The sequence below is a fragment of the Pseudomonas sp. JL3 genome (assembly GCF_031570575.1).
GTDB classification, from domain to species: domain Bacteria; phylum Pseudomonadota; class Gammaproteobacteria; order Pseudomonadales; family Pseudomonadaceae; genus Aquipseudomonas; species Aquipseudomonas cucumis.
Window position 1 is genome coordinate 192627 of the sequence record NZ_JAKWJK010000004.1, and the last position, 14430, is coordinate 207056.

The 14430-nt window shown below is 60.1% G+C and carries 8 protein-coding genes and 1 pseudogene; 3 read left to right on the plus strand and 6 right to left on the minus strand.

What is annotated here, in order from left to right; translation table 11 throughout:
- Positions 1–38: 38 nt before the first annotated feature.
- Together MMG91_RS28960 and MMG91_RS28965 are read left to right on the plus strand one after the other, a co-directional pair.
- Positions 39–1061, plus strand: a pseudogene (locus MMG91_RS28960) (cache domain-containing protein); the annotation flags it as partial.
- Between the two features lie 93 nt (positions 1062–1154).
- Positions 1155–1919: a methyl-accepting chemotaxis protein gene (locus tag MMG91_RS28965; protein ID WP_405046532.1), complete on the plus strand. Its 765-nt coding sequence runs from the start codon at positions 1155–1157 to the stop codon at positions 1917–1919.
- A 121-nt stretch (positions 1920–2040) separates the two neighbouring features.
- Here the strand turns inward: MMG91_RS28965 and MMG91_RS10090 are convergent, their stop codons facing one another.
- The 5 genes from MMG91_RS10090 to MMG91_RS10110 all read right to left on the minus strand — a co-directional run bounded on the left by MMG91_RS10090 (position 2041) and on the right by MMG91_RS10110 (position 11555).
- On the minus strand, positions 2041–2643 hold the full coding sequence (locus tag MMG91_RS10090) for a DUF924 family protein (RefSeq protein ID WP_310659491.1): 603 nt from the start codon (positions 2641–2643) through the stop codon (positions 2041–2043).
- A 3-nt stretch (positions 2644–2646) separates the two neighbouring features.
- Entirely contained in the window at positions 2647–3657 is a 1011-nt protein-coding gene (locus tag MMG91_RS10095; RefSeq protein WP_007933966.1) for a class 1 fructose-bisphosphatase, read from the minus strand.
- Positions 3658–3918: 261 nt separating this feature from the next.
- The gene (locus tag MMG91_RS10100) at positions 3919–5286 is read right to left on the minus strand and encodes a DUF3999 domain-containing protein (RefSeq protein ID WP_310659492.1); all 1368 of its coding nucleotides are present in this window, start codon (positions 5284–5286) and stop codon (positions 3919–3921) included.
- On the minus strand, positions 5283–8870 hold the full coding sequence (locus MMG91_RS10105) for a DUF2339 domain-containing protein (RefSeq protein ID WP_310659493.1): 3588 nt from the start codon (positions 8868–8870) through the stop codon (positions 5283–5285). Before MMG91_RS10105 ends, MMG91_RS10100 begins: the two co-directional genes overlap by 4 nt.
- 234 nt (positions 8871–9104) lie before the next feature.
- Positions 9105–11555 carry a glycogen/starch/alpha-glucan phosphorylase gene (locus MMG91_RS10110; RefSeq protein ID WP_310659494.1) on the minus strand — a complete coding sequence of 817 codons (2451 nt, stop codon included), beginning with the start codon at positions 11553–11555 and terminating at the stop codon, positions 9105–9107.
- A gap of 259 nt (positions 11556–11814) precedes the next feature.
- Between MMG91_RS10110 and MMG91_RS10115 the strand changes: the two genes are divergently transcribed.
- On the plus strand, positions 11815–12255 hold the full coding sequence (locus MMG91_RS10115; protein ID WP_305449735.1) for a YkgJ family cysteine cluster protein: 441 nt from the start codon (positions 11815–11817) through the stop codon (positions 12253–12255).
- Between the two features lie 231 nt (positions 12256–12486).
- Here MMG91_RS10115 and typA read toward each other — a convergent pair whose 3' ends face one another.
- Positions 12487–14307 carry a translational GTPase TypA gene (gene typA, locus MMG91_RS10120; protein WP_007907857.1) on the minus strand — a complete coding sequence of 607 codons (1821 nt, stop codon included), beginning with the start codon at positions 14305–14307 and terminating at the stop codon, positions 12487–12489.
- Between the last annotated feature and the right edge of the window lie 123 nt (positions 14308–14430).

Genomic DNA, 14430 nt, shown 5'->3' on the forward strand with positions numbered 1-14430 from the left:
ACCAGCCCTTCGCGGTAGCTCATTTAATGACCAGAAACATGAAATTCAGCCACAAAATCCTGTTGGCAGCCGCTCTCGTGGTGGCCGTTGCATTCGCCTGTTTCATCCTGTTCAACGATTACCGCCAGCGGCAGACCCTGCTCAGCAGTACAGAGTCCTCGATGCAGGAACTCGGCAGCCTGACCACCAGCAACATTCAGACCTGGCTGGAAAGCCGCATTCAATTGCTGCAATCACTGTCCCAGCAGATCGCCGTGGACGGCAGCGCCCAGGCCAAGCTCAAGCGCGCCATCGACCTGCCGGCCTACACCAGCAATTTTCAGCTCAGCTACTTCGGCGGCACCGATGGCGTGATGTTCTCGGTCCCGGCCGGCAATCGCGCCGCGGACTACGACCCGCGCGCCCGTGGCTGGTACAAGGCGGCCAACAACGCGCAACAGACCATCGTCACGGAACCCTACATTGCGGCATCGTCGGGCAAACTGGTGATCACCGTTGCCACGCCAGTGAAGCACCAGAATCAAATGATTGGCGTTGCCGGCGCAGACATTGATCTGTCCAGCGTCAGCGCAATCATCAACTTGCTGAACTTCGGCGGTCATGGGCATGCATTTATCGTCAGCGCCGACGGCAAGATCCTGATCCACCCGGACAGCAAACTGGTGCTCAAGAACCTGGCCGACGCCTACCCCAACGGCGCGCCGAAAATCAGCCCGGGCCTGAAAGAAGTCGAGCTGGATGGCAAAACCCAGTTCATCTCCTTCACTCACGTCAACGGTGTGCCGTCTGCAGACTGGTACGTGGCGCTGGTGCTGGATAAAGACACCGCGTTCTCGATGCTCAGCGAATTTCGCACCTCGGCGATCATCGCCATGGTCATTGCCGTGGTGATCATCATCGCGCTGCTGAGCATGTTGATCCGCGTGCTGATGCAACCGCTGCTGACCATGGGCCGCGCCATGCATGACATCGCCGAGGGCGAAGGCGACCTGACCAAACGCCTGACCATTCACGGCCAGGATGAATTCGGTGCGTTGGGCACCTCGTTCAACCGTTTCGTGGAACGTATTCATACCTCGATCCGCGAAGTGTCTTCGGCTACCGGCCAGGTCAATGAAGTCGCCTTGCGGGTCGTCGCGGCCTCCAACTCGTCGATGTTCAACTCCGATCAACAAGCCTCACGCACCAGCAGCGTGGCTGCAGCAATCAACGAACTGGGCGCCGCCGCTCAGGAAATCGCCCAGAACGCCGCCCTCGCCTCGCAACATTCAAGCGACGCCCGTGCCTTGGCCGAAGACGGTCAGCAAGTGGTGGATAAAACCATCGCAGCCATGCAGCAGCTGTCGGCGAAGATCAGCGATTCCTGCGGCAACATCGAAACCCTGAACAGCAACACGGTGAACATCGGCCAGATTCTGGAAGTGATCACCAGCATCTCGCAGCAAACCAACCTGCTGGCGCTCAACGCGGCCATCGAAGCAGCCCGTGCCGGTGAAGCCGGCCGTGGTTTTGCCGTGGTCGCGGACGAGGTGCGCAACCTCGCCCACCGCACTCAGGATTCGGCGCAGCAAGTGCAAAAGATGATCGAAGAACTGCAAATCGGCGCCCGGGAAGCGGTCAGCACCATGACCGACAGCCAGCGCCAGAGCGAAAGCAGCGTCGGCATCGCCAACCAGGCCGGCGAACGCCTGGGTAGCGTGACGCAGCGCATCGGTGAGATCGACGGGATGAACCAGTCCGTGGCCACCGCGACGGAAGAGCAAACCGCTGTGGTGGAGTCGATTAACGTCGACATCACCGAGATCAACACGCTGAACCAGGAAGGTGTGGAGAATTTGCAGTCGACCTTGCGTGCATGTGCTGATCTTGAGCAGCAGGCGGCGCGGTTGAAGCAGTTGGTAGGCAGTTTCAGGATCTAACTACCGAGCGCTGATCGTTCCCACGCTCTGCGTGGGAATGCCTCAACGGACGCTCCGCGTTCGGCTCTGGAAGGGACGCGGAGCGTCCCGGGCTGCATACCCACGCGGAGCGTGGGAACAATCAGAACCGCGACCCGGGCCCTGAAAGAAACTCAACTTCCTCAGCCGTAGATTCACGCCCCAACACCGCATTGCGATGGGGAAACCGTCCAAATCGCGCAATGATCTTCTGATGCCGCTCGGCATAATCCAGGTTGTCGGCAAACACCGCCCGATCCGCCTCCGGTTGCTGTTCAACCAGATCAAGAAACCGCGAAACCGCTTCGTTCTGCACCGCCAGATTTTCGCAATGCTCGAATACCAGATAGATAAACACCCGCTGGATCGGTCGCAGCTGCCGATCGAAGTCCGCAGCAATGCCTTGCGCTACCAGTGCCTGAGCCCTGAGGTCGCCTGAAAAGGATTTTGGGGTGTCGCGAAAGATCATCCGCGGAAGTTGATCGAGTAGCAGCACCAAGGCCAGCCAACCTTCAGGGCATTGCACCCATTCAGTCAATCCGCCGGCCAGTGCCTGCTCGACCTGGCCCCCGAAACGCATCCGCGCTTCGAGGTCCTGGCTATCGCGCTTGCCGAACCATAACTTGCCCTTGTCAGCCGCTATTTCGTTAGGTGATTCGAAAGATCCGAACCACCATTCGAGCAACGGCTGCCAGGGCGCGGTCATGGTTTATTCCTTGTGGTAAGCCGTGACGCGGGCAACTTCTTCTTTCGAACCGAGGAACACCGCAACACGCTGGTGCAGGCCTTCCGGCTGGATGTCGAGGATGCGCTGGTGGCCGTCAGTGGATGCGCCACCCGCTTGTTCCACCAGGAACGACATCGGGTTGGCTTCGTACATCAGGCGCAGTTTGCCCGGCTTCGACGGCTCGCGGCTGTCGCGTGGGTACATGAACAGACCGCCGCGGGTCAGGATACGGTGCACGTCGGCCACCATCGCGGCGACCCAACGCATGTTGTAATTCTTCTTCAGCGGGCCTTCATCGCCAGCCAGCAATTCGTCGACGTAACGTTGTACCGGCGCTTCCCAGTGACGCTTGTTGGACGCATTGATCGCGAATTCCTGCGTGGACTCCGGGATCGTGATGTCTTCATGGGTCAGTACGAAGCTGCCCATTTCACGATCCAGGGTGAAGCCTTTGACGCCATTGCCCAGGGTCAGCACCAGCATGGTCTGTGGACCGTAAATCGCGTAACCGGCGGCAACCTGCTGAGTGCCTGGCTGCAGGAAGGCCTTTTCGTTCAAAGGCTCGTTCTGGGTCAGGTATTCGTTCGGGCAACGCAGCACCGAGAAGATCGTACCGACCGGCGCGTTGATGTCGATGTTCGACGAACCGTCCAGCGGGTCGAATACCAGCAGGTACGCGCCTTTCGGGTATTTGCCCGGGATCTGGTAGGCATTGTCCATTTCTTCGGACGCCATGCCGGCCAGGTGACCGCCCCATTCGTTGGCTTCGAGCAGGATGTCGTTGGACATCACATCAAGCTTCTTCTGCACTTCACCCTGGACGTTTTCAGTGCCCATGCTGCCCAGAACGCCACCCAGGGCGCCTTTGGAGACGGCGTGGCTGATTTCCTTGCAAGCACGCGCCACCACTTCGATCAGGAAACGCAGATCGGCAGGAGTATTGTTGCTGCGGGTCTGCTCAATCAAATAGCGACTCAAGGTAACGCGGGACATGGAAGGCTCCGGTGGAATGGGGGGGCTAAAAACCCGCGCAGTTTAACGCGAGTCGGGGCGCATTTCCTCCTATCAGACGTGATACACCCAATAGAGTTCATGTGCGGGGTTGAGCGTAGTTCGAAATGATGCCGTGATTGGCGGCAGTTTGAATATTTTTGGTGGCCGGAAGGACGCCTTTGCGGGCAAGCCTCGCTCCTACGGGGGGATGAACTGTAGGAGCGGAGGCTTGCCCGCGAATGGCGCGCAGCACCAGCATTCTCAGGGTTTAACAGCAGGCTTGCGCAGCAAGCTGAACGCCATGGCCCCCAAAAACAGCACGCTGAGCAACAGCACCGCCCACAACCCGAATTTCTTCCAATTCGTATCCACCACCATTGGCACAGTCGTGACAGGAGTCACCAAGACTCCACCTTCCACCGTCGCCTTGCCCAACGCCGCCAACTTCGCAGCGCTGTAATCCGGTATCAGCGTCGACAACGGCAAGCTCGCCGCCTTCACCGTCGCACTCCCCAGCGCCAGCGTATAAGGCCCGGCCCCGCGCGCCAGGAACACCAGTTGCGTGGAGCGCACGGCAAATCGGACGGTCGGCGCTTCGGCGCCCAGGCCACCGCCGCGCTCATCCACTGTCAGCTTCAATTGCTGCATGGTCTGGCCCGGCAACTGCAATTCGTTCTGCACCACGTCCTGGCCATTCTGGGTCAAGCGGTAGAGCAAACCGCTGGTCAGCGTTTGCCATGGCAGGCTGGTTTCCCGACGACCCGACAATGTCACCGGTGCCAGGCTGTTGGGTTGATCCAGCTCGATCTGCAAGCGCTGGACGTTCAATCCCATCGGCAATTGCCAGATGTACTCACCGGCCTTCACGCTGGTGCCAGCCAACGGTTGCGACCAGACCAACGGCAGCGGCAAGGTGCGAGGGTTGGCGCTTTCCAGTTGCGCCGACGTCAGCACTGGCGCCGATTGCGGTGAAATCCAGAGCAAGCGCAGGTAACGCGCCGATTGCCCCGGCAGGCCGACCTCATGTTGCTCGACCCGTTCGTCGGCAAACGTCAGGCGCGCCACCTGCCCTTCGCCCCACGACTGCCAATGCTGCAAATCATCACTGGCTTCAATGCTGAAACGCTGGAAGCCGTCGCGATCGCTGGTCCAATCGAGGATCAATTGCTGTAACGGCGCCTTGATTCGACTGGCATCGAGTAACCAGCCGCGCAGCTCTTCTTCGCCCGCCTCCAACTGGCTGGACGGCTGCACTTCGATCAACGTGCCGTTGGTGTTCGATTGCACGCGCACACTCGGTGCACGTTCGGTGGCATCCGCCGAGTTGTACAACGGGAACCACTTCACGTCGTTCAGCGTGCGGTTTTCGCGGGTCTGCGCGGGTTCTCGGGCCAGGGCATACGCCTGAGGCTCACCGGCGGCATTGAACACGCGTAGATCGCTGAGATCGGTTTGCCGCGCTTTCAGCTGCACGTCCAAGGGCAATTCCAGGCGATACCACGGGCCCTCGCCACTCACCGACAACGGCACCTGCGCGGCAAAGTCCGCCGGTTTTTCCTGCGCGCCGGCCGACAGCGTCACGCCCAGCACCACAGCACCCCACCAGCCCAGGTTCAGCTTCTGACTCAAGACGACACTCCTTCGGTTTCAGGGGCCGGTTTTTCAACATCCGGCACAGCCTCGGCACGCTTGGGCGGCAATGGAGCGAAATAGCCCACCACCAACAGCAACACGCCAACGCCGATAAACGACACGATCCGCGCGAGCCCGCCGCGGTTACTCAATTCAACAAAGAACAACTTGGCGACCACCAGCGCGATCAGTGCCGCGCCAATCAGCCAGACTTCGCGGCGATGACGCAGATGCCCACCGATCATCAGACTCAGGGCCATCAGGGTCCAGACGATGGACAGGCCGGCCTGTACCAGCATCGACCCAAGCAGCAGATCCAGCGCGTACGGCACGCCACCCCAATGGTGCGCCGTGCGCATCACCAGCGCGGTGAAAAAGACGAACAGCGACCCCCCGGCGATCACTTGCGTGGCGTTATCGGCGTATTCCTTGCGAATCACCAGTTGCGTCACGGCGCTGCGAGACCAGACGTAAACGCCGAACAGGGCAAACAACAGACCCAGCTCCAACGGGTTAATCAGCGGCACATACGGCAACGGCTCAGCGGTGCCGTCACTGGCGATGTTCGCCAGCCAGAACCAGCCGAGCATCAACAACGCCAACGGCGCAGCGGCATAAACCCGGTACTCGCGGGGGTACTCCGACACCGGCCATGGCCATGCGCGCGGTGCAGCCATCAGCACCAGATACAGGCTCGGCAGAATCGCCCAGCCCAGCCAGCGCCAGGCGTTGTACTGCTCCGACAACAGCAGCAAGCCGTAACGCAGCTCCAGGGCCAACACGCCGATCAACAGCCAGCAGCCGAGTACATGGGCGGTGCTCAGGGCTGTTGCGGGCAGCGTCGGCGCCAGACGTCGCAGGGAGATGAAATGCATGACGAATACCGCGGCCCAAACCAGCCAGCCGAAATTACCCGCCGGGTGATAACGCGAATGCCAGGCTGCGAGCAGCACCAGACCTGCTGCAGGAATCAGCAAGGTGCAGAGCAAGCCCAGCGACGACCACTTCAGGCGCAGCGCCAATACCGTCCACAGCGCGACACTTACGGCGGCAACGGCTAGCAACAAGGTGGCTTGCAGATTCAAAGGCGCAAAGCGCAGCACTTCGCTGACCCACGCCAGCGCCCACCAACCCGCGCCCCACACCAGCAACACTTCGGACAAGCGCTGCAGGCTCAACCCATCGAAGGCCGAAGCATGGTTGCCGAGCTGCAAACGCCAGGCCCCGACGAATGCGGCCAGCCCCAACACTAGCGGCGTCCAGAAAGCACTATGCGCCAACGGTCGCAACCCCTCGCTGAGCAGCGGACCGAGCAGGTCCGGCCCGGCTAACAGGAACGCAGCGCCGCCGATCACCTGCAACAGCAGACCAAAGACAAAACTCACGCGCTGCTGCAGGTACAGGCTCAGCCAGATGATGAACAAACCACTGGCGGCCCACACCGCGCTCGCGGTTTGCCATGGCAACACGAACAGCACCGCGAGGTTGATCAGCACCAGACCGGCCAGCAACACCACTGACAAGCCGCGCAGCAAACGCACATCACTGCGCACCATTTCGTCGCGGGCCGCCAGCAACATCCCGGCGATCAACGCCAACCCGATCAGGGACGCACTGAGCAAACCGCTCCAACCGGCGCTGAACACCGCAGCCGACTCACCACCCGCCCCTTGCAGCCGCAGCAGGAACAACGCACCGCCGAGCAGTTGCACGGCGAACGCGGTGAACAGGAAGGTTCTCGATTGCAGACGCAGACCGACGAACAGCGTCGCCAACCCGGCCAGCGCCCAACTGATCGCCGTGCCATGAGTGAAGAGAAACAGCGGTGCCAGCAGATAAAGGAACGTCAGCCCCAGACAGGCCAGCACCGGCAGCCCTTGGCGCTCCCACTTTGAGGCCTGTTCGGGCAACGCTTTGCGCAATTGGTAAAAGCTGAACAGCAACGCCACGCCGAGCATCAATGCCCCCAGCGGGGCGCCATCAAGCAAGCTGCTCTCGCCGCTGCGCAGCTCACTGAGAAACGCCAGTGCCGAGCCCAGTTGCAGCAGCAAGGCAAAGGCTCGCGCCAGCGGTCGCTGTTGACGCAGGCCGAGCCAGAAAATCCCCGCGCCCTCCACGGCCCAGGCGGCCGCGGTCCAACGCGCGTCGAGCCCCAAGGGGATCGCCAAGCTGGCGAAGATCACACCCAGCGCCAGACAGGTTTCCGCCAACAACAATGCTCGACCGCCCATCAGCAACCGGGCCAGCCCCATGTAAATCATGCCCAGCGCCAAGGCGCTGAAAGCGGCGGCAAATTCCAGATGCTCCATCAGCGCGAACTGCAAACCGAAACCCACCAGCGGTGGTGCGAACAACAGGGTGCCGTCGACGTAATCGCCCTTGCGCGCCGACCAGTGCAGCAGTGCCTCGCGGCTGTCGTCCTCGGGCGCGTCGCTCATTTCCAGCAGCTTGCGCCGGGCGAACAACAGGCCGATGGCCAGGTACATCAGGAAAAACAGAATCAAGAACGGCTCGGTACTCCACAACAATTCCGGCGTATAGGAACGCAGGCCCCAAGCCAATCCGATGCCAAAGGTGCCGACAAAACCGATCAGGTTAAGCAATCGCCAGGCCTTGAACCACGCGATGGCAAGGATGCCGGCGTTGAGCAGAGCAAAGTAGCTGAACAATGCGACGTGGTTGCCAGCGCCGGTGGAGGTCAGGATCGGCGCGGCGAAACCACCCAGTGCGGCAGCGGCGGCCAGGCCCAAGGCGTTCTGGGTAATGGCCAGAATCGCCGAGAACACCGTCACCACCACCAGCAAGCCCAGTGCCGCTGTGGGGTCGAGCAACGGATGCAGACGCATCGCGGCAAATACCGTGAGGTACAACACCGCAATCCCGGTGCCTTGCAGCATCAGCGCGAAATTGCTGTTGCGCAGACGCAACCACCAGCCCAGCGCGAGCAAGCTCAAGGCCGCCGCCGCGACACCGGCATAACGCAACTCGACCGGCACCACCATGCCTTCGGTGGCGTAGCGCAATAAGAAGGCCAGGCCGAGAAACAACAGCACCACGCCGACCCGCAGCACGGTATTGCCACCGAACAACCAGTTGCGCGCGCCACTGATGGCGCGCTCGATAAAGTTCGGGCCACGAGGCGGCGTCGGTTGTTGTGGTTCGCGGGCGACTGGTTCGGGTTTCCAGAGATCATCGGGCAGTGGACGACTGGTTTCGGCGGCGGCCGCCGTGATGGGTTCGAGTTCAGGCGGTAGCTCCCAGATCAGCTCCGGGGCTGCGACAGGGGCTTGCTCGATAATGATTTCAGGGGATGGAACCGGTTCGCTGGCCGCAGGTTCACTGGCTTCAGGTGTTTTGGCGCCCGACACTTCCAGCAATGCCAGTCGCTGCTCGACCGCATGCAGCGCCACCTGCGCCTGATTGAGCAAGCGCCGTTGCTCGGCGGTTTGAGTACTCAAGCGACTGATGCGGATTGCCTGGCCAATACCCAGCCCGAGCAAAGCACCCAATAGCGCATCGCTGAACGACTCGTCAAATAACCAGCCCAGCAGCAGCCCAATCAGCATGAACATCCATTGCATGGTCGATATCCCTAAGCAGCCCATTGCCTTGTGGCGTTTGCGCTGACGTCATCGCGGGCAAGCCTCGTTCTCACAGGTTTTGCACAGGCCGCAAGAACGACACATGACCTGTAGGAACGAGGCTTGCCCGCGATTGACCGCGCAGCGGTCGCCGAAACATCCGGAGAACCTGGCGCTTAGTATATCGGTCCGACCCAACAACCGTCGGGCCGGACTCGCAATTATTGCTAAAAGTTACTCCAACGCCTTCCAGATATCCGTGGCGTACTCGCGAATGGTCCGGTCGGACGAGAACCAACCCATCCGCGCACTGCTCAATACCGCCGAGCGCCACCACTCTTTGGAGTCGTGCCAGTGAGCCTCGACCCGCATCTGAGCGTCCCAGTATGAATCGAAATCGGCGCAGACCAGGAAGCGGTCATAGTCCACCAGCGAATCGATCAGCGAGGTGTAGCGGGACGGATCGTCCGGTGAGAACACCCCGCCGCGAATCGCTTGCAGCACATCATTGAGTCGATGGGAGGCGGCAATGTCCGGTGTCGCGTTGAATTCATGGTTGAGCTTGCGCGCTTCCACTTGCTCGGCGCTCAGGCCGAAGATGAACATGTGTTCGACACCAATGCGCTCGCTCATCTCCACGTTGGCCCCATCCATGGTGCCAATGGTCAGCGCGCCGTTGAGGCCGAACTTCATGTTGCTGGTGCCTGAGGCTTCGAAGCCGGCGGTGGAGATCTGTTCCGACAAATCCGCCGCCGGAATGATGCTTTCCGCCAAGCTGACGTTGTAGTTGGGCAAGAACACCACTTTGAGCAAACCACGCACGGTCGGGTCGTTGTTGACCACCCGGGCGATGTCGTTAGTCAGTTTGATGATCAGTTTGGCCTGGTGATAACTGGCCGCCGCCTTGCCGGCGAAGATTTTCACCCGTGGCACCCAGTCGATTTCCGGTTCGGCACGAATCGCCTGATACAGCGCGACGGTGTGCAGCAGGTTGAGCAACTGGCGTTTGTATTCGTGGATTCGCTTGACCTGCACGTCGAACATCGCCGCCGGGTTGATCGCAATCCCCAATCGTTCATGAATCAGGTATGCCAGGGCTTTCTTGCTGTGCAGCCGCTGCTCGGCGAACTGTTTGCAGAATGCAGTTTTCTCGGCAAACGGTTCCAGCCCTATCAGGCTTTCTTCGGGGTTATCCAGCAGATCCGGGCCGAGGGCGTCGACCATCATTGAGGTCAGCTCCGGGTTGGCTTGATAGAGCCAGCGGCGGAAGGTGATGCCGTTGGTCTTGTTGTTGATCCGCTCCGGATAGAGTTTATGCAGTTCAGAGAACACCGTGCTGCGCATCAGCTGCGTGTGCAGGCCAGACACGCCGTTAACGCTGTGGGAACCCAGGAACGCCAGGTTGCCCATGCGCACGCGACGACCGTTGTCCTCCTCGATCAGCGACACTGCACGCAACACGTCGAAATCGTGAACGCCCTTGGCCCGCAACGAATCGATGTGCTGGGCGTTGATCAAATAAATGATCTGCATGTGCCGTGGCAGCATCCGCTCCATCAAACCGACCGGCCAGGTTTCCAGCGCCTCCGGCAACAGCGTGTGGTTGGTGTACGACAGCGTGTCGACGGTGACCTGCCACGCTGCATCCCACGCCACGTCATAGACGTCGACCAACTGACGCATCAGCTCGGCCACGGCAATCGAGGGGTGTGTGTCGTTGAGTTGAATGGCCGCGTGATCGCCCAGGGTCAGCACCGAGGTGTGCATGTTGCGATGGCGACGCAGCAAATCCTGCAGGGAGGCGGCGACGAAGAAGTATTCCTGACGCAGGCGCAGTTCCTGGCCGGCCTCGGTGCTGTCCGCCGGGTAGAGCACGCGGGAGATACTTTCGGCCCGTGCCACTTCGGCTACCGCGCCCAAGTGGTCGCCAGCGTTGAAGCGCTCCAGGTGCAACTCTTCCATGGCCCGGGCACGCCACAGTCGCAGCGTATTGACACTCGCGCCGCGCCAACCGACCACCGGGGTGTCATAGGCGATGGCCCGCACGGTTTCCGCCGGGGACCAGACTTGCCTGGATTTGCCGCTTTCATCGGTCACGGTTTCGACACTGCCGCCGAAGCCGATCGGGTAGGCGACTTCCGGCCGTTCAAACTCCCACGGGTTACCGAAATCCAGCCAGTGTTCGGTCTGCTCCTGCTGCCAGCCGTCGACGATGGCCTGGCGGAACAAACCGTGTTCGTAACGAATGCCGTAACCATGGCCGGCGATGCCCAGGGTCGACATGCTTTCCATGAAGCACGCCGCCAGACGCCCGAGGCCTCCGTTGCCCAGTGCCGCATCGGGCTCCAGCAGGCGGATGCGTTCGATGTCGACGCCCAGTTCGGTCATGGCTTCACGGGCCACATCGAGCAGGCCGAGGTTGCTCAGGCTGTCGTAGAGCAAGCGGCCAATGAGAAATTCAAGGGAGAGGTAATAAACCCGTTTCTGGCCTTTGCGGTAGATCTGCCGGGTATGGTCCATCCAGTGCTCGACCATGTGATCGCGCGCCGCCAGGGCGATGGCTTCGAACCAGTCATGGTCAAAGGCGTGATCCGGGTCTTTGCCCACTGCGTAAGTGAGTTTGGTCAAGACGGCATCGCGAAATGCGGCCACCTCTGCTTCGCGAACAAGTGGTTCTTGAGTCATCGATAAGACCTCGAGCGAGCGTGAAGTTGTCTGAGCCTAGTCGGTCTGACAGACCATTAAGACTCTGGTTCGGCAGTTTTTCCTGTTAGTGCGAGATAGGTCGACATTACGTTGTCGAGTGCCAGAAACAATGCAGGGGGCGTGCCGGACACAGGGGTTATTTTGCGCCAAGCAAAAAAATCTGGCGAAAGGTTGTTCAAAAATCCACCAGTCCCGGTATGATCGCGCGCCCTGATGCACACGCTGGTAACAACCGATGATGAAGCCCAACCTGATCGCCGCCGCGGAGATCGATCGCCTCGATACCTGGGCCAAGTACTCTGCCCCGATGTGCGGCTCCTGCGTGTCCAGCTGCTGCACCTTGCCGGTCGAGGTCAAGATCAAGGATCTGATCCGTATCGGCATCGTCGACGAATTCGAGCGTGGCGATCCACCGAAGAACATCGCCAAGCGTTTGCAAAAAGAAGGGATCGTCGAGCGCTATAACCAGAAGTCCGAGATCTTCACCCTCCAGCGCATGAGCAACAACGATTGCCTGTACCTGGATCGTAAGAGTCGTCTGTGCACTATTTATGATAAGCGCCCGGACACCTGCCGCAACCACCCGAAGATCGGACCGCGACCGGGGTATTGCGCGTACAAGCCCAAAGAAGTGGTGCGCGAGACCAGCAGCAGCCGTCGCACTCTGGAAAAGTTTTAAAAACGCCTCAATCCCCGTAGCAGCTGTCGAGCCCTGGCGAGGCTGCGTTCGGCTGCAGAGCCGCAGTCCGGGGAATAAGGTCGAAAAGATGCACCGCAGCGTTTGATTTCACGACTGCTGCGCAGCCGAACGCAGCCTCGCCAGGGCTCGGCAGCTGCTACAGCCAGACAAACAAAAACGCCCCCGACCTTGCGGTCGGGGGCGTTTTTTAAGCGCTAACTAAGTCGAAACTCAGTTACCCGCTTTCTTGGCAGCGCGGGTACGCTCGCTTTCGCCCAGGATCTTCTTACGAAGACGGATGGACTTAGGAGTGACTTCGCACAATTCGTCTTCTTGAACGAATTCCAGAGCCTGCTCCAGGGTGAAGCGGATAGGCGGAACCAGAGCGATGGTTTCGTCTTTACCCGAAGCACGCATGTTGTCGAGCTTCTTGCCTTTGGTTGGGTTGACGCCCAAGTCGTTGTCGCGGCTGTTGATGCCGACGATTTGACCTTCGTACACGTCTTCACCGTGGCCCAGGAACAGTTTGCCGCGAGCTTGCAGGGTTTCCAGCGAGTAAGTCAGTGCCTTACCGGTAGCAACCGAAACCAGCACGCCGTTCTGACGGCCGGACATGTCGCCGGACTTCATCACGTCGTAACGGTCGAAGATCGAGGTCAGGATGCCTGCACCGGAGGTCAGGGTCAGGAACTCGTTACGGAAACCGATCAAGCCACGAGCCGGGATGTTGTACTCAAGGCGCACACGGCCCTTGCCATCCGGAACCATGTTGGTCAGGTCGCCTTTACGGATACCGATCTGTTCCATGATCGAACCTTGCGATTCTTCCGGCAGGTCGATGGTCACGTTTTCGTACGGTTCGTGCTTGACGCCGTCAACCATGCGAATGATCACTTCCGGACGACCAACACCCATTTCGAAGCCTTCGCGACGCATGGTTTCGATCAGTACCGAGAGGTGCAGCTCACCACGGCCGGAGACTTTGAACTTGTCGGCGGTGTCGCCTTCTTCAACGCGCAGAGCAACGTTGTAGAGCAGTTCCTTGTCCAGACGTTCCTTGATGTTACGGGACGTCACGAACTTGCCTTCTTTACCGCAGAAAGGCGAGTCGTTTACCTGGAAGGTCATGGAAACGGTTGGCTCGTCAACAGTCAGCGGCTTCATCGCTTCGACGTTCAGTGGGTCGCACAGAGTGTCGGAGATGAACAGCTGGTCGAAGCCGCTGATGCAGACGATGTCGCCGGCAGCTGCTTCTTCAACGTCGATACGGTGCAGGCCGTGGTGACCCATCAGCTTCAGGATACGACCGTTACGCTTCTTGCCGTCGGCGTCGATAGCGACAACCGGAGTGTTCGGCTTGATGCGACCACGAGCGATACGGCCAACGCCGATAACACCCAGGAAGCTGTTGTAGTCCAGAGCGGAGATTTGCATCTGGAACGGACCGTCACGGTCGACTTTCGGCGCAGGTACGTTGTCGACGATCGACTGGTACAGCGGGGTCATGTCTTCAGCCATGTCGGTGTGTTCCAGACCGGCAATGCCGTTCAGGGCCGAGGCGTAGACGACTTTGAAGTCCAGCTGTTCTTCGGTAGCACCGAGGTTGTCGAACAGGTCGAAGATCTGGTCCAGAACCCAGTCCGGACGCGCGCCTGGACGGTCAACCTTGTTGATCACCACGATTGGACGCAGGCCGGCTTCGAAAGCCTTCTTGGTCACGAAACGGGTTTGCGGCATAGGGCCGTCTTGAGCGTCAACCAGCAGCAGAACGGAGTCAACCATCGACATTACGCGTTCAACTTCGCCGCCGAAGTCGGCGTGGCCCGGGGTGTCCACGATGTTGATGTGGTAGCCGTTCCAGTTGATGGCGGTGTTTTTCGCCAGAATGGTAATACCGCGCTCTTTCTCCTGGTCGTTGGAGTCCATCACGCGCTCGTCGTTGAGCTCGTTGCGCTCCAGGGTGCCGGATTGACGCAAGAGTTTGTCTACCAGGGTGGTTTTACCATGGTCAACGTGAGCAATGATGGCGATGTTGCGTAGATTTTCGATCACTTGTGTATCTCGATCAGAGGATTCGGTGTGCTGACAGGTCGTGGCAGCGATTAACTTTAGAGTCCGTCAAAGCCGTTACAGCTTGACGGCGGCGTCGGGGGGCCGGTGACGCAGGCCACAGGC

What these genes read in the sequence shown, in the direction of transcription:
- MMG91_RS28965 (WP_405046532.1), top strand. Translation starts at nt 1,155, where the DNA reads ATGTTCAACTCCGATCAACAAGCCTCACGCACCAGCAGCGTGGCTGCA.
- MMG91_RS10090 (WP_310659491.1), bottom strand. Translation starts at nt 2,643, where the DNA reads ATGACCGCGCCCTGGCAGCCGTTGCTCGAATGGTGGTTCGGATCTTTC.
- MMG91_RS10095 (WP_007933966.1), bottom strand. Translation starts at nt 3,657, where the DNA reads ATGTCCCGCGTTACCTTGAGTCGCTATTTGATTGAGCAGACCCGCAGC.
- MMG91_RS10105 (WP_310659493.1), bottom strand. Translation starts at nt 8,870, where the DNA reads ATGCAATGGATGTTCATGCTGATTGGGCTGCTGCTGGGCTGGTTATTT.
- MMG91_RS10110 (WP_310659494.1), bottom strand. Translation starts at nt 11,555, where the DNA reads ATGACTCAAGAACCACTTGTTCGCGAAGCAGAGGTGGCCGCATTTCGC.
- MMG91_RS10115 (WP_305449735.1), top strand. Translation starts at nt 11,815, where the DNA reads ATGAAGCCCAACCTGATCGCCGCCGCGGAGATCGATCGCCTCGATACC.